At 40.8% G+C, this 22,651-nt stretch carries 16 protein-coding genes and 1 pseudogene; 12 read left to right on the top strand and 5 right to left on the bottom strand.

Translation table 11 applies throughout. The features are described 5' to 3' along the window. Positions 1-15: 15 nt before the first annotated feature. Positions 16-111 (bottom strand): annotated as a pseudogene (locus tag M1P97_RS11935) (RNA polymerase sigma-70 factor); the annotation flags it as partial. A gap of 68 nt (positions 112-179) precedes the next feature. Between M1P97_RS11935 and M1P97_RS11930 the strand changes: the two are divergent. From M1P97_RS11930 to M1P97_RS11910, 5 genes are all read left to right on the top strand, one after another. Beyond that, positions 180-932, top strand: coding sequence for a glycosylhydrolase-like jelly roll fold domain-containing protein (locus M1P97_RS11930; RefSeq protein WP_249389208.1), 753 nt, complete (start codon positions 180-182; stop codon positions 930-932). Positions 933-2,023: 1,091 nt separating this feature from the next. Next, a complete protein-coding gene (locus M1P97_RS11925; RefSeq protein ID WP_249389207.1) occupies positions 2,024-2,290 on the top strand; it encodes a hypothetical protein in 267 nt (88 codons plus the stop codon). Positions 2,291-2,660: 370 nt separating this feature from the next. Beyond that, a complete protein-coding gene (locus M1P97_RS11920; RefSeq protein ID WP_249389206.1) occupies positions 2,661-3,347 on the top strand; it encodes a carboxypeptidase-like regulatory domain-containing protein in 687 nt (228 codons plus the stop codon). Positions 3,348-3,447: 100 nt separating this feature from the next. Next, complete coding sequence (locus tag M1P97_RS11915; RefSeq protein WP_249389205.1) at positions 3,448-6,675, top strand: SusC/RagA family TonB-linked outer membrane protein; 3,228 nt, start codon at positions 3,448-3,450, stop codon at positions 6,673-6,675. A gap of 14 nt (positions 6,676-6,689) precedes the next feature. Next, positions 6,690-8,705, top strand: a complete 2,016-nt coding sequence (locus tag M1P97_RS11910; RefSeq protein WP_249389204.1) for a RagB/SusD family nutrient uptake outer membrane protein — start codon at positions 6,690-6,692, stop codon at positions 8,703-8,705. Between the two features lie 299 nt (positions 8,706-9,004). On the opposite strand, the gene metF is transcribed toward M1P97_RS11910, so the two are convergent. Beyond that, positions 9,005-9,955 (bottom strand): methylenetetrahydrofolate reductase [NAD(P)H], encoded by a 951-nt coding sequence (gene metF, locus M1P97_RS11905; RefSeq protein WP_195372599.1) that lies wholly within the window; start codon positions 9,953-9,955, stop codon positions 9,005-9,007. A gap of 83 nt (positions 9,956-10,038) precedes the next feature. Here metF and M1P97_RS11900 point away from each other — a divergent pair, with 83 nt between their 5' ends. The 3 genes from M1P97_RS11900 (at position 10,039) to nifJ (ending at position 16,013) form a co-directional block, all read left to right on the top strand. After that, on the top strand, positions 10,039-11,058 hold the full coding sequence (locus tag M1P97_RS11900) for a branched-chain amino acid aminotransferase (RefSeq protein WP_075557001.1): 1,020 nt from the start codon (positions 10,039-10,041) through the stop codon (positions 11,056-11,058). A 185-nt stretch (positions 11,059-11,243) separates the two neighbouring features. Beyond that, entirely contained in the window at positions 11,244-12,422 is a 1,179-nt protein-coding gene (locus M1P97_RS11895; RefSeq protein ID WP_195372598.1) for an ATP-binding protein, read from the top strand. Between the two features lie 33 nt (positions 12,423-12,455). Continuing rightward, complete coding sequence (gene nifJ, locus M1P97_RS11890; protein WP_195372597.1) at positions 12,456-16,013, top strand: pyruvate:ferredoxin (flavodoxin) oxidoreductase; 3,558 nt, start codon at positions 12,456-12,458, stop codon at positions 16,011-16,013. Between the two features lie 88 nt (positions 16,014-16,101). On the opposite strand, the gene M1P97_RS11885 is transcribed toward nifJ, so the two are convergent. Further along, on the bottom strand, positions 16,102-17,136 hold the full coding sequence (locus M1P97_RS11885) for an aldo/keto reductase (protein WP_249389203.1): 1,035 nt from the start codon (positions 17,134-17,136) through the stop codon (positions 16,102-16,104). 107 nt (positions 17,137-17,243) lie between these two features. Between M1P97_RS11885 and M1P97_RS11880 the strand changes: the two genes are divergently transcribed. The 4 genes from M1P97_RS11880 (at position 17,244) to M1P97_RS11865 (ending at position 20,158) form a co-directional block, all read left to right on the top strand. Beyond that, entirely contained in the window at positions 17,244-18,020 is a 777-nt protein-coding gene (locus M1P97_RS11880) for a Cof-type HAD-IIB family hydrolase (protein WP_195372595.1), read from the top strand. A gap of 33 nt (positions 18,021-18,053) precedes the next feature. Further along, entirely contained in the window at positions 18,054-18,596 is a 543-nt protein-coding gene (locus M1P97_RS11875; RefSeq protein ID WP_129734378.1) for a beta-class carbonic anhydrase, read from the top strand. A 189-nt stretch (positions 18,597-18,785) separates the two neighbouring features. Further along, complete coding sequence (locus M1P97_RS11870) at positions 18,786-18,944, top strand: hypothetical protein (RefSeq protein ID WP_165359927.1); 159 nt, start codon at positions 18,786-18,788, stop codon at positions 18,942-18,944. A gap of 215 nt (positions 18,945-19,159) precedes the next feature. Then, positions 19,160-20,158, top strand: coding sequence for a M28 family metallopeptidase (locus M1P97_RS11865; protein ID WP_249389202.1), 999 nt, complete (start codon positions 19,160-19,162; stop codon positions 20,156-20,158). Between the two features lie 63 nt (positions 20,159-20,221). On the opposite strand, the gene M1P97_RS11860 is transcribed toward M1P97_RS11865, so the two are convergent. Beyond that, positions 20,222-20,764: an FKBP-type peptidyl-prolyl cis-trans isomerase gene (locus M1P97_RS11860; protein ID WP_195372593.1), complete on the bottom strand. Its 543-nt coding sequence runs from the start codon at positions 20,762-20,764 to the stop codon at positions 20,222-20,224. Between the two features lie 108 nt (positions 20,765-20,872). After that, positions 20,873-22,645 carry a SusD/RagB family nutrient-binding outer membrane lipoprotein gene (locus M1P97_RS11855; RefSeq protein ID WP_195372592.1) on the bottom strand — a complete coding sequence of 591 codons (1,773 nt, stop codon included), beginning with the start codon at positions 22,643-22,645 and terminating at the stop codon, positions 20,873-20,875. Positions 22,646-22,651: the final 6 nt, after the last annotated feature.

Below are 22,651 nucleotides of genomic sequence, written 5' to 3'. Positions count from 1 at the left end.
CAGTGCGATATACCTTCAGACCAGGTGAATAAAGTACAGGAGAGGAAGATAATCCTTTAATTCTTTGCGTAATATATTTAAAGCTTGTTGGATCCGATAGTCTATTGTTTTTATTTGTTCCTCCAACACATTCTCCCAGTCTGCAGAATCAGCCTGCAGCTGACGAACAGGTGAAGAGTATGGCTTCCGAATTATGGGGAAAGATCGATGGTACAAATGTCACTTCTGGTCAAGTGGGTAAAGGTATGTTGTTTAACGGTGTCGGCCTGGAAGAGGTATTATTCGATCCTATAACAGGTAGAACACGGGAGCTGACAGAATTTACCTCAGATGATAAGGGAACAACAGTTCCAGTGACATTACATGGTTATGAAAGTGGGTTTATAGTATTCAGGAAAAAGGGAGAACCGACAGCCGGTGCAAAGAATTTCCCGCAGCCGATTAAAGTCTCGGAACTGAAAGAGGCATGGAATGTGAAGTTTAATGGTAAACTATCCAACCCCGCTTCAATCCGTCTGGAAGAACTTCAGGATTTGTCGCAGTCATCAAATGATAGTATCAAATATTTCTCAGGGAATATGATTTATACAACGACATTTGATTTCGATCGTTCATTATCCGATGGCGAACAGATTTATCTGGATCTTGGTGAAGTAAATAAACTGGCCAAAGTGTGGGTTAATGAAGAATATGTAGGTGGAGCATGGACGATGCCGTATCATGTGGATATCTCTTCCGCATTGAAGCAAGGAAAGAATGTGCTTCGTATCGATGTAGTCAATACCTGGGTGAATCGTATGATCGGCGATAAAAATTTGCCGAAGGAACAACGTGAAACATGGGCTGGAATAAATGATTACCTGCCTGATTCTCCCTTGCAGAAAACGGGGTTGATCGGACCGGTAAAGCTTAAGTCCGTAAAATTTAAATAGTTTAAGAACAACTTATGACAAGTCCTAAATAACTTCTAGCGGTTGTTTAGGGCTTGTTTTCTTCCATCTTTATAATGTGTTAATGTTATCGGCTGTATTTTCTCAAAGATGCATTTTGCGATATAGAATAACAATAAAAAAGGATATACTGCCAAATCCATAGCGATGAATAGTATGTATTTCATTTCAATCTTCTTTTAAAATTTATCTTTAAGACAGAGATCTTTCAAAAACCCCTATCCATATAACAGATATTTTTTGTTTTTGTGTGAAAAGCTATAAGATATCTCTCGGAATACTCAGGAAAATTCTCTTATAGATAATGACAGATTGTTTATTAAACTAGCTCGTTTGTAATAAAAGTTGTTTGTATTGTCTTTTTTTATGACGCGCAAAGATACAAAAAAGCTGCATCTGTATTTGTTTCAGTGTAATAATTAACTATTTAGTCGTTTTGGAGTCCTTGAATTTTTTCATTCGGACGTTTTTTTTAATAGTTCCGGAGGAAAATTTTTGAAAGTCCGGTCTTTTATCTTCAAAAGTACTGACTTAACATTTGTAAATAAGGCTTCTTTTCGAAGAGAAAATATGATTTTTGGTGGAAATTAGTATGTTATCGAGCATGATTTGATTGTGGATCGGTTATTAATACTCAAAGGTTTTAACTATCTATATGATTGGATTATTATGATGTGATGTGCGGTAAGATGTAAAAAGGGAGTGAATGCTTTTAAATAGTCATGTTTGATCCGTCTTTTAGTATGTTCCTGATAGTGTAAAAGTCCGTGAGAATGCTGTGTATTTGACCGTAATGTATCTTTGCCCGAAATATGAAATTGTCAGAGGGGATAAATGTCAAAGTGACAAACTGGTTAAAACATTACGGTGTAGTATTATCTGCAACTAACATAAAATCCAGGTTGGTTGTTTTTTTATAATTTAGGGTATTGACTTTTTATTAACTTTGTAAGTCTATGAAACTAATAATATGATGAACAGACGTTTATTTTTGCAAAAGGCATGTGGGGGAGTGTTGTTGTTGGCTGCTTCTCCTTCTTTAATATCATGTGACCGTCAGCAGCATCCATGACATGGATAGTATTTCCAAAGAGGACTTTTTGCAGCATACGTCCAATCATGGTGATGCCGATAAGAAAACATATTATTCGTTTACCTTTAATTGTCTGAAATTCATTGTCCTGGATGCAAATCATAATCTGGATGGAGCACCTTATGATAAAGGAAACTTTGACTGGACAAAGGCTTTTATCCTGAGTATAATTCTGTCATTTGGAGTCATATATCTTTTTTATATTTCTTTTCACCGTGGTAATGAGATGTATGCCATTAAAAAATAATTTATTAAACAGGCTTTAAGAATCCGGAGTTATTTATTCGGGTTTGACAAAAGTGAAAGGTGTAGTCAGAGCAAAGTCTTGATATGAGCCTAAGTGGAAATATTAAGAACAGACCCCCGAAAGTTTAGATACTCTTTCGGGGTTTTTATTATTCAGCATTGATATTCGCATTGTTATTTATTGTCAAAATAGCAGATGGTTTTCTTCTTGGTTCCGAATTTGAGGTGCATTTGGAGAATCCGTTCCGAATTTAAAAACTATTGACGCAAACATTATACCTGCTGATAATGAGATCATAGTTTACTTTGTTGTTGTGAAATTTTACAAATGAAAACATTGCGTAAAACAATTTTTACTAAACTTAGTTTTTATGGAAAATACAAAAAGGTGTGTTTGGAAACGAGGAGGATACTTGTTTATAGCGACTTTGTTAAGCACCGGTCCTTTTTCCAGTCATGTAAATGCCGGAACTGATCATGATCAGTTCAACTCGGCGACTACCGAGTTGAACAATGGTCTAAATCAGAAAAAAATATCCAGAACCATTATTGATGAAACAGGTCTTCCTGCTATTGGAGCCAATGTAGTACAAAAAGGTACTATAAATGAAGGTATAACAGATATAAACGGGAGATTCTCTTCAGAGTTTCCTGAGGATGCCGTTTTGAAAATCTCTTATATCGGTTATTTGACTCAATCTAGACCAGCTGGGAGCAAATATTCTTTACGGATCACCCTTAGGGAAGATACTCAAAAGCTGGATGAGGTGATTGTTTTCGGTTACGGTTCTACGGATGCAACCTCTACGACTGTTTATATGAATGCCGGTAACGGTGTCGTTGTAGTCACAACAAAACAAGGAAAAACCAGAAAGCTAAGTGTGAATTTTCAGGCTAATTTCGCTTTCAATACATTGTCTTATCCGTCAGAGCGCATGGATGCCTACAAATATGCTACAGCAGTCAATAATTTGTATCAGTTACTGGGTAATGGTGTCTACTCATTCAGAACCCCAGAAGAAATGCTACATTTGAAAATCCTTCCAATATCAGTATGAGCTGTTCTTCTTATCAGCATGCAAGAATAATCATAATATAATCCATTTTTATAAATAAGTTTTCTATTCTCTTTTTTATCATATAAAATAGTAATAATTTATGTTGAAAAAATTCAAACCTATCAGTCTGATTTTATTGGCAACCGCACTAAGCTCCGGAGAGTTTGGCTACGCTTCAGACGTCACACCTGTCTTACCGATTACAGGCGCTTTCCAGCAAACAGGAAAAATTTCTGGTATAGTATCAGATAGCTTCGGCCCTGTAGCCGGAGCTACTGTTGTTGTGAAAGGCACAACAAGCGGAAATATCACCGATATGAATGGGCAATTCATATTGGAAGGAGTGAAAAATGGAGATATTATTCAGATATCTTTTATTGGTTATGCCACTCAGGAAATTAAGTACACCGGACAAGTTTCCATCTCTATAACACTTCAAGAAGATACACAAAAGCTGGATGAAGTCGTTGTGGTCGGTTTCGGTACTCAAAAGAAAGTAAATTTGACAGGTTCGGTTGGTACGGTTAATGCAGAAGCATTAGAATCAAGACCGGTACAAAATGCCGTACAGGCCATGCAAGGAATGGTGCCGGGTCTTCAAATCTCGACAACCAGTGGTACACTGGACAAAAAGATGGATATGAATATTCGTGGTACAGGAACTATCGGCGAAGGATCAGAAAGCGGCCCGCTCGTATTAATCGATGGAATGGAAGGCGATATCAATTCTATCAATCCTCAGGATATCGAAAACATTTCAGTACTGAAAGATGCTGCTGCCTCATCTATCTACGGTTCACGTGCACCGTTCGGAGTGATTTTGGTAACAACTAAAAGTGGTAAAAGCGGTAAAACCACAGTTAATTACAACAACAATTTCCGCTGGGGAAGTCCAGTAAAAATGCCGAAACAAATGGACTCTTACACATTCGCAACTTTCTATAACGACGCCTGTATTAATAAAGGAGATGGACCTTATTTTCAACCGGATCATTTACAGCGTATTAAAGACTATCAAACAGGCAAAATATCAACAGTCAATCTTGCCAACGGAAACTATTGGTACGACGGTTATGCACAGGGAAATGCCAATACCGACTGGTATGATGTTCTCTACCGCGATCAGACTTTCTCGCAGGAACATAACCTAAGTTTGAATGGAGGATCGGAGAAGGTAAACTATTACTTGTCGATGAATTATCTGGATCAAAATGGCCTGATGGAATTCAATCAGGATACTTACAACCGCTACACGGCAACAGCCAAGATCAACGTGATACTGACCGACTGGGCAAAAATCAATTACAGTTCCCGTTTGACCCGTGAAGATTTCGGACGTCCTTCAGCTTTAAAAAGTGAATTATTCCGCGACCTGGCTCGCCAGGGATGGCCCACACTGCCTTTGTACGATGATAATGGTTTTATGTTCTCTTCTCCCTCTCCTGCATTAGGATTGAGAGACGGCGGACGGGACAAAACACAAACAGATAATATCTATCAACAAGCTTCACTGATCCTGGAGCCGGTAAAAAACTGGATAACACATATAGACGTCAATTATCGCATTCTCTCGGCTAACCGCCACTGGGACAAACAGTATCTTTATAACCATGATATAAACGGTAACCCGTATGTATACGATTCGAACTCAAACGTTCATGAAGATCAGAAGAAAGAAAATTATATGAATATTAATGCCTATACGGAGTATTCGCATAGTTTGGAATCGGGACATAATTTCAAAGGAATGGTTGGTTTCCAGACCGAGCAACTGAGATATACGGAGTTCGGCTTGCAACGCGATGGCATTATCATAGCGGGACTGCCGGAAGTCGATATCACTACCGGATTGGATTATTACGGTAATGTGATAACCCCAGCCGTCAACGGTGCACGCAAGGCTTGGTCTACCGCTGGCTTCTTCGGACGTATCAATTACGATTATAAAGGAAGATATCTGGCAGAGGTCAACCTGCGCTACGATGGAACTTCCCGTTTCCGCAGAGAACAACGCTGGAACTGGTTTCCTTCATTCTCTTTGGGATGGAACATTGCACGCGAAGAATTCTGGGAACCGGTTGTCGATTATGTTGGCACATTTAAAATTCGCGGATCATATGGTGAATTAGGAAACCAGAATACAAAAGAATGGTACCCTACCTATCAGACACTGATCGTAAAAGCCAGCAACGGTGAATGGCTGCAAAACGGAATGAAGCCTAACACGGCAGAAGTGCCGGGGCTGATAAGTTCAACCTTAGGCTGGGAACGTGTACGTAACTGGAATCTCGGTTTCGACTTTGGGGCATTCAACAACCGCCTGACAGGATCTTTCGATTACTATAACCGTATGACGCTCGATATGGTAGGACCTGCTCCCGAATTACCCTATATCCTCGGATTGGAAGTCCCCAAAACGAATAATACAGACTTGAAAACTTACGGCTTCGACCTGGACATCAGTTGGAATGACCGCTTGAGAAACGGTTTGGGCTATGGTGCCAAGTTCATCCTTTCGGACTCGCGTACAAAAATCACCCGTTATCCAAACCCTACCAATACGTTAGATAAGTATAAATCAGGAGAAGTGATGGGCAATATCTACGGATATGAAACGATTGGAATTGCTAAATCAAAAGAAGAAATGGATCAACATCTTGCAACTCTTCCGAACGGTGGACAAAATGCACTGGGAACGAACTGGGATGCAGGTGATATCATGTATAAAGATTTGAACGGAGACGGCAAAATCGATAATGGCGGAAATAAATATAACGATATGGGTGACATGAAGAAAATAGGAAACAATACCCCCCGCTATTTATTCGGAGTAGATCTGAGTGCCGATTACAAAGGATTCGACTTCCGGGCTTTCTTCCAGGGAGTAATGAAACGTGATTACTGGCAAGGTAGTCCTTATTTCTGGGGCGCTTCCAGTCTCTGGCACTCTACCGGTTTTGTAGAACATACCGATTACTTCCGTGCGGCACAATCAAACGACCTGGCAGCAAATTTAGATGCCTACTATCCTCGTCCGGTATTTGATTCCGACAAAAATAAGCAGAAGCAAACTTCTTACATTCAGAATGCGGCTTATATCCGTTTGAAAAACATTCAACTGGGTTATACGTTACCGACGGCTATGACACATAAATTCTATGTATCAAAACTGCGCGTATTCATTTCCGGTGAAAACCTGTGGACTGGAACTTCACTTGCCAATATGTTTGATCCTGAAACCATTGGAGGAGGCGATGATGACGACAAAAACGGTAATGCCTATCCCTTGTCAAAAACAATATCTTTCGGTATAAGTATAACTCTCTAATAAAGAAAAAAATCATGACACAAATCAATATATTCAAATATGTAGCAGGAGCCGCATTACTTGGAATTTTCAGCTCATGTAACGATTATCTGGATCAGGAGCCCAAGTCAACAATTTCACCGGAAAAATATCTGGTAGAAGAAGCACAACTGGCTTCTTATGCAAATGGGTTGTATAAAGATGTACTTCCTAATCATGCTTACGGCTACGGTCTTTTTGGTGAGGATAAAGACACCGACAATCAAGCTAGTTTCAGTTTTAATGATCGATATATTACCGGACAATGGAAAACGAAACAGTCACAGAAAATGGATGATGATCCTTATCGCTTCAAGTTCATTTACAGTTGTAACTACTTTCTGGAAAATGTACTGCCACGCTATAATGAAAAAACACTTTCAGGTGATGACACTAAGATCCGTCAATATATCGGCGAAATCTATTTTTTACGTGCACACGAATACTTCAAACGCTATCAGATGTTCGGTGATTTTCCGATTGTGCGTAACACAGTGCCCGATCAAATGGAGTCACTGGTAGAGGCCAGCAAACGCTCGCCGCGCAACGAGGTAGCTCGTTTTATCATTTCCGATCTTGATTCGGCTATTATGTTGATGGGGTCAGGCATGGGGACCGACAAAACACGCCTGAATAAAGAAACAGCCCTGTTACTCAAATCGCGGGTAGCTTTGTTTGAAGGAACCTGGCTGAAATACTTCAAAAACACGGCATTCGTGCCCAACGGACCGGAATGGCCGGGTAAGAGCAAAGAATACAATGCGAATTATCAATTCCCGGCCGAAGATATCGACAAAGAAATCAATTATTTCCTGACCGAGTCGATGGAAGCCGCTAAAGAACTGGGAGACGGAATAACCTTGGTTGAAAATACAGGTCTGGTACAACAATCGATCTCAGAAGCTCCTAACCCTTATATGGATATGTTTTCGGCAGAAGATATGTCGGGCTACAGCGAAGTATTACTATGGCGTCCGTATAGTAAAGCACTGGGTGTGACACACAATGTTGTAACTGCCGGACAACACGGTAATTACGGAATCGGCCTCACACGTGGTATGGTAGAAAGCTTCTTAATGGCCAACGGCTTACCGATTTATACTGCCGGCAGCGGTTATCATGGTGATGAAACAATTGCCGATATCCGCAAAGACCGTGATTCTCGCTTATCAATCTTCTTGAAAGAACCGGGACAAAAAAATATCCTGTTTGAAGCAGCTGAAGGCGATATGGCAGTTCCTGTCGAACCATATCCCGTTATCCTGAACAGTAATCCGGAGAAAGGATACTCAACCGGTTATGCTATTCGTAAAGGCGGCAGCTATGATCAGAAGCAATGCGGAAATACTGTAAACTATACAGGGGCTATGGTATTTCGAGGAACAGAGGCTTTACTAAACTATATGGAAGCTTGTTACGAAAGAGATGGAGTTTTGGATGGAACGGCTCAAGACTATTGGAGACAAATCCGCCAACGTTCTCATATCGATCTTGATTATAACAAAACCATTGCTGCAACTGATATGAGTAAAGAAGGGTTAAACGACTGGGGTGCTTATTCAGCCGGTCAGCTGATAAATCCTACTCTTTATAATATCCGCCGGGAACGTCGTAGCGAATTAATGGCAGAAGCATTGCGTTATATGGACCTGCGTCGATGGAGAGCGATGGATCAGATGATAAAGACTCCTTATCACATTGAAGGTTTCAAAATCTGGGGTGAAATGCAAAACTGGTATAAAAATGCTGATGGAACATCACAATTGATCTATGGTATGGACAATGCCACATCCAATGTATCCGAACCATCACGCAGCAAATACCTGCGTCCATATGAAAAGGTGAATAACTCCATCGCAAAAGATGGCTATACATGGTCAATGGCGCATTACCTGACTCCATATAATATCCAGCATTTTGATATTACATCCAATACTGGTAGTATAGAAGATTCACCAATCTACCAAAATCCTTATTGGCCAACAGAAGCCAACATGCCAGCTATCAAGTAATGTACAACATATTCAGGTCTAATTATTAATATTCAAGAGCCCATCTATTTGCTATTAGATGGGCTCTTCTTACTAAATGATTACGAATATTTTAGTGGGTATACACCTAAACTCTCTGTTGTTTGCCAAACAATATAGCAGATTGATCTTTTACTAAAAGAGGACTTTTACAATCTAGTCGAGCAAATACCCTTGATAAGAATGACATATGAAGAAAAACTGATAGACCGTTTCCGTGTTTATCAACAATTGTTTCTTTCCCGTATAAAAATACTCCGTCTTGGAAGATAATCTCTTTTTTAATATACTTCTTTAGCCACCTTATAAACACTATCCGTTGCCATCATTGTATAAAAATGCAGGCTGGGAACTCCGTGAGCGATCAGGTCTTTACATTGTTGAATACACCATTCTACACCAACGGCTTTTACTTCGTCGTCGTTATTACATTTACGAAGTTCGGTGGCAAACGGTTCCGGTATATCGGAACGGAATATTTTAGGTAATACCGTTAATTGATTCTTGAATACGACGGGCTTGATTCCCGGAATGATCGGAACAGTGATCCCTTCCGCACGGCAACGATCCACAAATGAATAATATTTTTCGTTGTCGAAGAACATTTGAGTTACCAGGTAATCGGCTCCGTTTTTTACTTTCTCTTTCAGGTAGAAAATATCGGAATCCATATTGGGAGCCTCTTCATGCTTTTCCGGATAACAGGCCATACCGTAGGAAAATGGGGTTTCATTGGCTTCAAATGTAGAACCGTCTACTGCGATACCTTTGTTGAAGTTGTTTACCTGTTCCTGTAAATCGGTTGCATGTTCATGATACTGGTCGGTGTTCTGTCCGGCCTCTAACGTTTTTACATCCCCGCGGAGTAGAAGCAGGTCGTAAACACCTAAAAAGTTTAGGTCGATCAGCGCATATTCGGTTTCGTCTTTCGTAAAACCTTTACAGATGATATGCGGGACGGCCGGAATGCCATATTTATTCTGGATGGCGGAAGCAATAGCCACCGATCCCGGTCGCTTGCGGATATTCACTTTCTGAAAACTTCCGTCGGGGAGTGTTTTATAAATGTATTCGCTGTGATGGGATGTTATATTAATGTACTTAGGATCGAATTCTTTTAGTTTATCAATCACATTGTACACTTTTTGTATGCTGTTTCCTTTTATAGGAGGAAGTATTTCGAATGAGAAAGCAGTCGTTTTACTGCCGTTGATCAAATCAATGACTTTCATATTTTAATTATTTTTGCTGCAAAAGTAACAATTATCATCTGAAATAGCTTACTTTTGCGATCATAATCTAATTACGACATTATATGGAAAATATTAATTGGTCTGATCTTGCATTTGGTTATATGAAGACAGACTACAATGTACGGTGTTATTATCGTGATGGTAAATGGGGGGAATTAGAAGTTAGTTCTTCTGAGATCATCAATATTCATATGGCAGCGACTTGTCTGCATTACGGACAAGAATCGTTTGAAGGTCTGAAAGCTTTCAGAGGTAAAGACGGTAAGATCCGTGTGTTCCGTATGGATGAAAACGGCAAACGTATGCAGGCTTCCAGCCGGGGTATCAAGATGGCTGAACTTCCTGTAGAAATGTTTGAAGAAGCTGTTCGCAAAGTAGTGAAATTGAACGAACGTTTTGTTCCTCCTTACGAGAGTGGAGCAGCATTATATATCCGTCCGTTGATGATCGGCTTGGGTGCACAGGTTGGTGTAAAACCGGCTCCTGAATATATGTTTATGATTTTTGTAACTCCGGTAGGTCCGTATTTCAAAGGTGGTTTCCAACCTTCAAAGGTTTGTATCATGCGTGAATATGACCGTGCAGCTCCTCAGGGAACAGGTACGATAAAAGTCGGTGGTAACTATGCCGCCAGCCTTGTTGCCGGTGAAAAAGCAAAGGAAAAAGGATATGCAGCTGTTCTTTATCTGGATCCGAAAGAAAAGAAATACCTGGACGAGTGTGGTCCGGCAAACTTCTTCGGTATCCGTGGCAATAGCTATATCACTCCGCAGTCTCATTCTATCCTGCCTTCAATCACCAACAAGAGTTTGCAGCAATTGGCCGCAGATATGGGACTGACCGTTGAACGTCGTCCGGTTCCGGTGGAAGAGCTCGCAACATTTGATGAAGCGGCAGAATGCGGAACAGCAGCCGTTATCGCTCCGATCTCACAAATTGACGATCTGGATATCGACAAGTCTTATGTAATTGCTAAAGATGGTAAGCCGGGACCTGTTTGTGAAAAATTATATCATAAACTGCGTGGCATCCAGTATGGTGATGAACCTGATACATACGGATGGGTAACGATAATTGAATAAATAAGATAAAGGTTTGACAGTTAGTGGTTATTTCTAAAAAATACCATTAACTGCCAACTCTGAATTCTCAAACGTCAATACGCATTGTTAACTTTGGATTGCCAACTGAAAATAAAATTGCTATCTCGGTATTGCAAAGTAGCGGATATTTTCTATCTTTGTGGCCTATATAGTAAGACAGTAAGGTGGAAGCATTCTTTAAAACACATAAATACCTTGTAGAACATTTGCATGCACCGGTACGCCGGGGGCTGATGGATGAGATTAACTGGAATGACCGGTTGATCGGTATCAAAGGCTCTCGTGGGGTAGGAAAGACTACTTTTTTACTGGATTATGCCCGCGAACATTTTGGTGCTGATAATAAAGAGTGCCTGTACATAAATCTGAATCATTTTTATTTTACGGAACGTACTTTAGTCGATTTTGCTTCTGAGTTCAGGGCGAAAGGAGGAAAGGTGCTGTTGATCGACCAGGTTTTTAAATATTCCGGATGGTCGAAAGAGTTACGTTACTGTTATGATAATTTTGAAGATCTGAAGATCATCTTTTCCGGTTCGTCCGTTATGCGGCTGAAAGAGGAAAATCCGGATCTCTCAGGTAAAGTTGTTTCTTATAATTTACGTGGTTTTTCTTTCCGTGAGTTTCTGAATCTGATGTCGGGGAACAATTTTCCGGCTTATACATTTGAAGAAGTGATCGGAAGCCACCAGGAGATTGCCCGTAACATTTGCTCGGTGGCAAAACCAATGGCTTATTTTCAGGACTATTTGCATCATGGTTTTTATCCTTTTTTCCTTGAGAAACGTAATTTCTCGGAGAATCTGCTGAAGACGATGAACATGATGCTGGAGGTAGATGTCCTTTATATTAAACAAATCGAGCAAAGTTATCTGCCGAAGCTCCGAAAATTATTATATTTGCTGGCTATCAGTGCGCCATGTACGCCGAATGTAAGTCAGTTAAGTAAAGATATTGAAACGTCAAGGGCGACAGTTATGAATTACATTAAATATCTGACCGATGCCCGTTTGATGAATATGTTGTATCCGGTAGGCGAATCGTTTCCGAAAAAGCCATCTACCGTATATATGTATAATTCGAATCTGATGTACCCCATCCGGCCGATGGAGGTAAACGTACAGGCTGTGCGCGAATCTTTTTTCTATAACCAGCTTTTGAAAGACAACAGGCTGAATGAGGGAGGAAAGAATGCACACTTTCTGGTAAATGAGAAGTATAATTTCAGGATAGAGGAGAGTATGAAGGTGAAAAACAATCCCGATTTATACTATGCAATAGACAAGGTTGAAGTAGGAGATGGTAATATGATCCCGCTTTGGCTTTTTGGCTTTTTATACTAATAAAATTCTTTTAAATACTAATAGTAAGAGTCTATGACAAAACAGAAGAAATTTTTGACCTGTGATGGTAACCAGGCTGCTGCTCATATTTCATATATGTTCAGCGAAGTAGCCGCTATTTACCCCATCACTCCGTCGTCTACAATGGCAGAATATGTAGACGAATGGGCTGCCGCCGGACGTAAGAACATTTTCGGCGAAACGGTTTTGGTACAGGAAATGCAATCAGAAGGTGGTGCTGCAGGTGCAGTTCACGGTTCTTTGCAGGCTGGTGCCCTGACTTCAACTTATACAGCTTCTCAGGGGTTGTTGCTGATGATCCCTAATATGTACAAGATCGCTGGTGAGTTGCTTCCTTGCGTATTCCATGTGTCTGCCCGTACACTGGCCTCACACGCTTTGTGTATCTTTGGTGACCATCAGGATGTTATGTCTGCTCGTCAGACTGGTTTCGCAATGTTGGCAGAAGGTTCTGTACAGGAAGTTATGGACTTGTCTGGTGTAGCTCACCTGGCAACTATCAAATCCCGTGTACCTTTTGTGAACTTCTTCGACGGTTTCCGTACATCACACGAAATCCAGAAGATCGAAGCGTTGGAGAATGATGACCTGGCTCCGTTGATTGACCAGAAGGCGTTGGCTGAATTCCGTGCACGTGCATTGAATCCGGAAAAACCGGAAGCTCGTGGTATGGCTGAAAACCCGGACCACTTCTTCCAGCACAGAGAATCATCAAATAAATACTATGAAGCAGTTCCTGCTATCGTAGAAGAATATATGAACGAAATCTCCAAGCTGACAGGCCGTAAATACGGTTTGTTCGATTATTACGGAGCAGAAGATGCAGAACGCGTGATTATTGCGATGGGTTCTGTAACGGAGGCTGCCCGTGAAGCTATCGACCACCTGACAGCTCAGGGTGAAAAAGTTGGTTTGGTTTCGGTTCACTTGTATCGTCCGTTCTCTGCTAAGCATTTCTTAGCTGCTGTTCCTAAGACTGCAAAACGTATCGCAGTTCTTGACAGAACAAAAGAACCGGGTGCAACAGGCGAACCTTTGTATTTGGATGTAAAAGACTGTTACTACGGAACAGAAAATGCTCCTGTTATCGTTGGTGGCCGTTATGGTTTGGGTTCTAAAGATACTACTCCAGCTCAGATCCTTGCCGTTTACGAAAACCTGGCATTACCGATGCCTAAGAACCAGTTTACACTGGGTATCGTAGACGACGTTACATTCACTTCTCTTCCTCAGAAAGAAGAAATCGCTTTGGGTGGCGAAGGTATGTTCGAAGCTAAGTTCTACGGTTTGGGTGCTGACGGTACTGTTGGTGCTAACAAGAACTCTGTAAAGATCATCGGTGACAATACAGATAAATATTGCCAGGCATATTTCTCTTATGATTCTAAGAAGTCTGGTGGTTTCACTTGTTCTCACCTGCGTTTCGGTGACCATCCGATCCGTTCCACTTATTTGGTAAATACTCCGAACTTCGTTGCTTGCCACGTTCAGGCTTACCTGCGTATGTACGATGTAACTCGTGGTTTGCGTGAAAACGGTACATTCCTGCTGAACACTGTATGGAATGGCGAAGAGTTGGCTAAACACCTGCCGAATAAGGTAAAACGTTATTTCGCTCAGAAAAACATTACTGTTTACTATATCAATGCAACTCAGATCGCATTGGAAATCGGTTTGGGTAACCGTACCAATACAATCCTTCAGTCTGCATTCTTCCGTATCACAGGTGTAATTCCTGTTGACCTGGCTATCGAACAGATGAAGAAATTCATCGTGAAGTCTTACGGTAAAAAAGGTGAAGATGTAGTTAATAAGAACTATGCTGCTGTCGATCGTGGTGGTGAATATACTCAACTGACGGTGGATCCGTCATGGGCTAACCTGCCGGACGATGAAGTTGTAGCAAACAACGATCCTGCTTTCATCAACGAAGTAGTTCGTCCTATCAATGCTCAGGATGGTGACCTGTTGAAGGTTTCTGCATTCGAAGGTATTGAAGACGGTACATGGCATCAGGGAACAGCTAAATATGAAAAACGCGGTGTAGCTGCTTTTGTTCCTGTTTGGGAAGCTGACAACTGTATCCAGTGTAACAAGTGTGCTTATGTTTGTCCTCACGCTTCTATCCGTCCGTTTGTGTTGGATGCTGCTGAACAGGCTGCTGCTCCGTTCTCTAACTCTTTGAAAGCTACAGGTAAGCAATTTGAAGGAATGCAGTTCCGTATCCAGGTTGACGTTCTTGACTGTCTGGGTTGTGGTAACTGTGCCGATGTTTGTCCGGGTAATCCGAAGAAGGGTGGTAAAGCGCTTAAGATGGCTGCTTTGGAAACTCAGTTGGCTGAAGCTCCGAACTGGGATTTCTGTGCAGAAAAGGTTACAAGCAAACAACATCTGGTTGACATCAAAGCTAACGTGAAGAACTCTCAGTTTGCAACTCCGTTGTTTGAGTTCTCAGGTGCTTGCTCCGGTTGTGGTGAAACTCCGTATGTGAAGTTGATAACTCAATTGTTCGGTGACCGTGAAATGGTAGCTAACGCAACGGGTTGTTCATCTATCTATTCAGGTTCTGTTCCTTCAACTCCATATACAACAAACGAAAAAGGACAGGGTCCGGCTTGGGCTAACTCATTGTTCGAAGACTTCTGTGAATTCGGTCTGGGTATGGAACTGGCTAATGAAAAGATGCGTGCTCGTTTGACGAATGCAATGAACGCAATTATCGCTGGTGAAAATGCTCCTGCCGAAGTAAAAGAAGTACTTAAAACATGGGTTGAAAATCAGAATGATGCCGATAAGACAAAAGAATTGGCTCCTCAGATAATCGCTATTGCAGAAGAAGGTATCACTCACGGCTGTCCGCTTAGCGCACAGATCAAGGAACTTTCTCACTTCCTGGTAAAACGTTCACAGTGGATCATCGGTGGTGACGGTGCTTCTTACGATATCGGTTACGGTGGTCTCGACCATGTAATTGCTTCCGGCAAGAACGTTAACATTCTGGTTCTGGATACTGAAGTTTACTCTAACACAGGCGGTCAGTCTTCTAAAGCTACTCCGGTCGGTGCAATCGCTAAGTTTGCAGCTGCAGGTAAGAGAGTACGTAAGAAAGACCTGGGTCTGATGGCTACAACTTACGGTTATGTATATGTTGCTCAGATCGCAATGGGTGCTGATCAGGCACAGACATTGAAAGCTATTCGCGAAGCTGAAGCTTATGATGGTCCTTCATTGATCATCGCTTACTCTCCTTGTATCAACCACGGTTTGAAGAAGGGTATGGGTAAGAGCCAGCAGGAAGAAGCAGATGCAGTAGCATGTGGTTACTGGCACTTGTGGCGTTACAACCCAGCATTGGAAGAAGAAGGCAAGAATCCGTTCACTTTGGATAGCAAAGAACCGGATTGGAGTAAGTTCCAGGACTTCCTGAAGGGTGAAGTACGTTTCGCATCTCTGACAAAACAGTTCCCGGCTGAAGCAGGCGAATTGTTCCAGGCTGCAGAAAACAACGCTAAGTGGAGACTTAACAACTACAAGCGTTTGGCTAAACAACAGTGGGGTGTTGAGGAATAATTGATTATTTGATCATCTAAAATAGTAAAAACGGAATCTTCGAAAGAAGGTTCCGTTTTTTTGTTGTTGGAGTCGAAAGGATCTTTTCTTAAAACTGAAGCTGTGCATTCAGGAATGGGAATTGTGCCTGATGCCAATAGGGATAGACGGGAGTAACCTGGCTGGCTGTATCCAGTCGTTTTACCTGTTCGGGTGTCAGATTCCATCCGACAGCTTCCAGATTTTGTTCCAGTTGCTTTTCCGTACTTGCTCCAATGATAAGGCTGGAGACGGTAGGACGTTGCAGTAGCCAGTTCAGAGCACATTGTGCAACACTATGTCCTGTTTCTTCCGCTATTTCATCCAATACATCCATTATATTATACAGACGTTCGTATGAAGTTGCTTCATCCGGGATCGGGCTTCCGCCACGTGCTACACGTCCATCCGCAGGAATAGGATTGTTGCGTCTGTATTTACCTCCCAAACGGCCTGCTGATAACGGACTCCAGATGATAGAACCTACTTTCTGGTCGATACCGAGCGGCATCAATTCCCATTCATATTCCCTGTTAAGCAAAGAATAATGAACTTGGTGTGCCACATAACGACTCCAGCCATACCTTTCGGAAACGGACAATGCTTTCATCAGATGCCAGCCGGAGAAGTTAGAACAGGCGATATATCGTACTTTACCCGCTGTGATTAAGTCGTCCAAAGCACGGAGTGTCTCTTCTACAGGCGTGTTTGCATCAAATCCATGCATGTGATATATATCGATATGATCGGTATTCAACCGTTTCAGGCTGGCTTCACAAGCATTGATCAAGTGGAAACGGGAAGATCCCATCGCATTACGGCTTTCCGGATTTAGATTGAATGTCGCCTTTGTGGAGATTAGTAATTTATTCCGCAAGCCTTCCATTGCTTTGCCCAGTATTTCTTCCGATAGGCCACCGGAATAAACGTCTGCTGTATCAAAGAAGTTTACACCGGCATCCAGGCACCTGTTTATCATGCGTCTGGCTTCTTCTACCTGGGTATGTCCCCAACCTTCGAAACCGTTGGTTCCTCCAAAAGTAGCTGTGCCTAAACAAAGTACGGGTACATATAAGCCCGAACCTCCTAATTGTCTGTATTCCATAACTTACCTATTAAATTGTTATTAAGATAGCATCTACAAATGTATATAAAAATCGGATGTGTTTATTTATTCTTATCTTTGTAACAAATTTAGGTTAGTAGAAAAGTATGATTAAGGCAGTTTTTTTTGATATCGACGGAACACTGGTTAGTTTTAAAACACATGAAGTTCCTCAGTCTACCATCGAAGCATTGGATCTCTTACGGGAGAAAGGTATTAAAGTCTTTATAGCAACAGGGCGCCACTACACATCTATTAATAATCTGGGAGATTTGAAGTTTGACGGATATGTTACTTTGAACGGTGGATACTGTTTTGCCGGAGAGGATAAAGTCATTTATAAACATAGTATTCCAGACAGGGATATCGAGGCTTTGATCCATTATATGGAAACCGAAGAGTCTTTCCCATGCGCTTTCGTGCAGGAAAAGGAAATCTTTATGAATTATAAAGATGAAACGGTGGAAGAGATATTTAACATGCTTAATTTCCCGGAACCACCTATCCGTCCTTTGGATGAGATACGTGGAAAGACTGCTTATCAACTGGTTTCTTTCTTTACAGCCGAGCAGGAGAAGAAGATCATGTCTATCCTGTCAAATTGTGAGTCTACCCGTTGGAATCCTTTATTTACAGATGTGGTACCAGCAGGTAGCAGTAAGCGGGTAGGGATCGATAAAATGCTGGAATACTTCAGGATACCATTAAACGAATGTATGGCTTTCGGTGATGGAGGTAATGATGTTGCTATGCTTAAACATGCCGGTATAGGTGTAGCTATGGGGAATGCGGAAGATGAAGTGAAACAGTATGCCGATTATGTAACGGACTCCGTCGATGAGGATGGAATATTCAAAGCATTGAAACACTTGAACATTCTTTGATTCTGATTTGTTCTTATAATAAGAACTAACGATATGATTGACGAATTACTAGTATTTAATAAAGAGTTCGTAAAGAACAAAGGATACGAGAAGTTTATAACGAATAAGTACCCCGATAAGAAAATTGCGATCGTATCCTGTATGGATACTCGTCTGACAGAATTACTTCCGGCTTCACTGGGGCTCAAGAACGGTGATGTGAAAGTCATAAAAAATGCGGGTGCAGTCATATCACATCCTTTTGGTAGTGTGATACGCAGTCTGTTGGTTGCCATTTATGATTTGGGAGTTACTGAAATAATGATTATCGGTCATTCGGATTGTGGTGCACAACATATGGACAGTGAAACAATGATCGAAGCAATGAAGAAACGGGGGATTCCGGCAGACCGTATTGATATGATACGTTATTGCGGAGTCGATTTTAAAGACTGGTTACATGGTTTCGATTCTTCTGAAGGCTCTGTAAGAAATACAGTGAATCAGGTTATTCATCATCCGTTAATTCCGTCGGATATAACGGTTCGTGGCTTTGTAATTGATTCAGTTACAGGTAAGTTAACGGAGGTGGAGTAGGGCGTTTAGCTTCTGAAAAACTATTTCCATAGATTAAATAAATGTAAAGATAGAAATATTTTATATGTTTTATAGCATGGTTTTAAAGAAAATGCTTATCTTTGCATTGTAAACAAAAAGAAAAGACAAGAGTTTAGGTTAAATTATTAATGAGTCTTCCAAGCGTGGAAGACATAAAATGTAAAAATTATGATGACAAGTAGAAATGAAGAAAATCTTCGTGCTTTAGCGATGTTGCGTTATCAGGCTGATCGTTATCAGTCTATGAGAAATGGTACAATGAGTCAGCGAGTAAATGCTGAAATCCGCCGCCTGTTGGAAGAAATGGGGGCTAACGCAAAAAATTAAGTAAAAAGAAAGTATATTATTTTGATGTATTCTCTTCACCAGGGTCTTTAATAAAGACTGGTGAGAGATAATGGATGGGCATTCGACGCTGACTGAACAGCGAAGATTAGCCTTTTTTTATTTTCTACCCCTTACTATTCTTAGATTAATCTTTTATCTTTGTAACCGGAAGCTGAAACTAATTATTCCGATAATTTGTAAAACACAATCATACGATGAGAAGAACAGGCTTATTTGTAGCATCCTTTATGCTATCTACTACCCTTTGGGCACAGTCACCGGTTGAAAAAGGACTAGGTGTAATCAATAAAGAAAATGCAGAAGCTTATATTGGCTTTTTAGCCAGTGATGAACTGGAAGGGCGTGAGGCCGGGTTTCAGGGAGGGCGTATTGCTGCAGAATATATTGTTTCGAATCTGAAGACAATGGGCATTGCTCCTTTGAATGAATCTTATTATCAACCTTTTGAAGCCTATAATAAGGAAAGACAGAAAAGAGGACGCTTTCAGGTTCATCCGGATTCGATCGCTCAGTTGAAACAAGGGGTACATCAGAAACTATCGATGCGTAATATCCTGGGAAAGATAGAAGGAAAGAATCCCAATGAATTTGTAATTATCGGTGCACATTATGATCACCTGGGCTTCGATCCGATGCTGGAAGGCGATCAGATTTATAATGGAGCGGATGATAATGCATCCGGTGTATCTGCCGTACTCCAGGTGGCAAAAGCATTTCTGGCCTCCGGACAACAACCGGAACGTACTGTGATCTTTGCTTTTTGGGATGGGGAGGAGAAAGGATTGTTAGGTTCTGAGTATTTTGTACAGAACTGTTCTTTCCTTAAAGACGTAAAGGGCTATCTGAATTACGATATGATAGGACGCAACTCGAATGAGGCGGTTCCCGAACAAGTTGATTATTTTTATACAGAAGCAAACAAGGTTTTCGGCGACTGGCTGAAAAATGATATCAAGAAATATGATCTGAATTTGAAGCCAATTTATCATGCCTGGGATAAGCCGGTAGGAGGGAGCGATAACGGAACGTTTGCCAAACGCGATATTCCTATTATCTGGTATCACACTAATGGTCATCCGGATTATCACATGCCGAGCGACCATGTAGATAAGATCAATTGGGATAAGATCGTGGATATAACAAAAGCCTCTTTCCTGAATATGTGGAATCTGGCGAATGAGAAAAAGTATTAGTGTTTAATACTAAATGACTAGTCCTAAATAACTGTTATAGGTTATTTAGGACTAGTAAAAGGTTTAATCAAAACTTTTCACAGTCAAAGTAAACTGTAACGTTGAGCATAACGGAATATAAGGATTTGAGTAATTACGATCCCCATATCCTAACTGATAAGGGATTATAGCTTCCACCCTTTCTCCTTTACGGATTTCTGGTAAGAGAGCAGCCAGCCCTTTAATCAGATCCGGGCTATCCAAATCTAAAGTTTGATCTATCGGATTACCATCTTTATTACCTACAATAATCGTTTTAGAAACCGGAAGTACTCCCAGCATAGATACTTTTACATCGGAATCTATCTTAGGGAAAGAATCGATTTGGCTCGTTTCCAGTACACGATACAAAAGCGTATCTTCATCCACAACCAATTGCTGATACAGCAATTGACCATCATCTTCTATGTATTCTTTTTTTTCCTGAAAATATTTCTGATTATCGGCAATCCATATTTTCTCTTCTTCCGTATGAGCCGGTATTGTCTTTTCATCGTCATCACTACAAGCCGGTAAACAGACTGTCATCACCATTACCCAATACAGGACTACATTAATTGATTTCATATTTACTCATTCTGTTAAATTGTATATTACATTTATATAGTGAATAAAGGCTGTCGAAAAAAATTTTCGACAGCCTTTATGGTTATAATTGCATTAAGCTAATGTTTATTACAATGCATTACCATTATGGTTCTCAGCAGCAGTGGTACGAGTTGTCCACCATACTGGGGTATCATATGTATTCTTATAAGCTATTTTTGCAAAGTTTTCAGCATTGTTTGTCAACTCACTAGATGGATAGAACATACGTTCCTGGAATACCACATTCGGAGTAGCTACGAACGGCAGTTCACCATCAAAATCTTTCACCAAACGACGAGCTTCATTATAAATCTCATACGGATTCATGATGTTCATATGACAGAACTTCTGATCGAAGATGAATTTTAATTTATCTTTTGTTGATGCCAGACTGACAAATTTGTTAGCAGCCAGTTCTTCGTAGTCAGCCAAATGATCTTCGTTCAACTCTGGTGCTTTAGCTTTTGCCTGAACATATAGAATACTCGGCAGAGAAGATTCGTTATAGCTCATTGTTTTATTAACATTGTAATAAAAACGGGTAGAAGCATCAATCGCCTTCTTAATACATTGTTTAACATCAATATTGCCAAATTCACCAGGCCAACGTACAGCAGCTTCTGCCAATGTTAAGTTGGTTTCAGTCGAGCCCATAACCGGGAACTTCATATCAAAATTGAAATAAGTACGGCGGTTATACATTGTAGGAATACGTTCCGGGTTCCATGGATTAGTAACTACATCATTAAAATTATACATGTCAGTTAACTCCTGTTCTGTATAATATTTAGGAAGTTCAGCTTCGGCTTCCTCCTGTGTTAATGGCAAGCCTATATAACGATTGTGGATATCTGGCTGGAACATGGCATACAGACGTGGGTCAAAATCGTGACGAGTGATACCATTTTCATCTCCTGGTTGATATTCATAATTCATGATGTTTTTAATGATCGTGGCCGGTGCACCCGATTCGTATCCGCGTTCATCAACACCACGGAAGAAAGTCAATTCGAATGCGTGCGTCTTATCCTGTTCTTCAAAGCCAATATCATGTGAATATTCTGTCAACATACGGTTTTCTGCAACCAGTTCTTTAATGTTGGAGATGGCTACACTCTGATTTACATGACATAAACGCATTGCCATACGTAAGCGCAAAGAATTAGCCATACGAATCCATTTGTCCAAATCACCGTTACATAAAATATCTACTGATGCGAACTTCGACTTTTCTGCATCTGTCTGGAATTGATATGCTTCCAGATCTTTTGCAGCATTTTTCAGAGTTTCCATGATACTCGTGTAAATTTCTTCCTGTGTATCATATTTGGGATAAAACATTTCCTGAAAAGCACCGCCAGCTTCCGAATAAGGCATATCGTCGTACAAGTCTGTTGCACGTTGGAATGCATAAGAGCGGATGATATCACTACAAAGCATATATACTTTGTTTTGCTCTTGTTCCTCTTCTGTCATGTCGGCATACAACAATTTCATACCACTGAGTTCCTTGCTGTAATTTGTACAAGTTTGTGTGAATATAAATTCATTAAACGGAGTACCTGACCAACCATCCCACGGACGAACAATCGTATTGTTTTGGGTTCTGTCCAAATATAATGGACTGACACCTAATCCCAGCATCTTACCAAAACCTCTCATATAGTGGTAAGTAGCGCCATAGTCATACCGGAACAGATGCCCTTTTGTCTGGGCAGAAGCAAATAGTAAACTGAAGTCTGCTTCTGTTAGTTTATCCGGATTATAAAATTTTTCATCCAGTGTGTCGCACGACACCATTGCTCCGGTTACGGCAACACCTAAAGCCAAGCTGGTTATATATTTTTTAATTGTATTCATATTCTG

The sequence above is a fragment of the Parabacteroides leei genome (genome assembly GCF_023369805.1).
Lineage (GTDB): Bacteria > Bacteroidota > Bacteroidia > Bacteroidales > Tannerellaceae > Parabacteroides > Parabacteroides leei.
The sequence above is the reverse complement of the archived record's forward strand: the minus strand, read 5'-3'. Positions and strand labels throughout refer to the sequence as shown.

Coding starts and splice junctions, on each gene's coding strand:
- M1P97_RS11875 (WP_129734378.1), top strand. CDS start 18,054: ATGATTGACGAATTACTAGTATTTAATAAAGAGTTCGTAAAGAACAAA.
- M1P97_RS11900 (WP_075557001.1), top strand. CDS start 10,039: ATGGAAAATATTAATTGGTCTGATCTTGCATTTGGTTATATGAAGACA.
- M1P97_RS11920 (WP_249389206.1), top strand. CDS start 2,661: ATGGAAAATACAAAAAGGTGTGTTTGGAAACGAGGAGGATACTTGTTT.
- M1P97_RS11855 (WP_195372592.1), bottom strand. CDS start 22,645: ATGAATACAATTAAAAAATATATAACCAGCTTGGCTTTAGGTGTTGCC.
- M1P97_RS11885 (WP_249389203.1), bottom strand. CDS start 17,136: ATGGAATACAGACAATTAGGAGGTTCGGGCTTATATGTACCCGTACTT.
- M1P97_RS11870 (WP_165359927.1), top strand. CDS start 18,786: ATGATGACAAGTAGAAATGAAGAAAATCTTCGTGCTTTAGCGATGTTG.
- M1P97_RS11915 (WP_249389205.1), top strand. CDS start 3,448: ATGTTGAAAAAATTCAAACCTATCAGTCTGATTTTATTGGCAACCGCA.
- nifJ (WP_195372597.1), top strand. CDS start 12,456: ATGACAAAACAGAAGAAATTTTTGACCTGTGATGGTAACCAGGCTGCT.
- M1P97_RS11930 (WP_249389208.1), top strand. CDS start 180: ATGGCTTCCGAATTATGGGGAAAGATCGATGGTACAAATGTCACTTCT.
- metF (WP_195372599.1), bottom strand. CDS start 9,955: ATGAAAGTCATTGATTTGATCAACGGCAGTAAAACGACTGCTTTCTCA.
- M1P97_RS11860 (WP_195372593.1), bottom strand. CDS start 20,764: ATGAAATCAATTAATGTAGTCCTGTATTGGGTAATGGTGATGACAGTC.
- M1P97_RS11865 (WP_249389202.1), top strand. CDS start 19,160: ATGAGAAGAACAGGCTTATTTGTAGCATCCTTTATGCTATCTACTACC.
- M1P97_RS11925 (WP_249389207.1), top strand. CDS start 2,024: ATGGATAGTATTTCCAAAGAGGACTTTTTGCAGCATACGTCCAATCAT.
- M1P97_RS11880 (WP_195372595.1), top strand. CDS start 17,244: ATGATTAAGGCAGTTTTTTTTGATATCGACGGAACACTGGTTAGTTTT.
- M1P97_RS11910 (WP_249389204.1), top strand. CDS start 6,690: ATGACACAAATCAATATATTCAAATATGTAGCAGGAGCCGCATTACTT.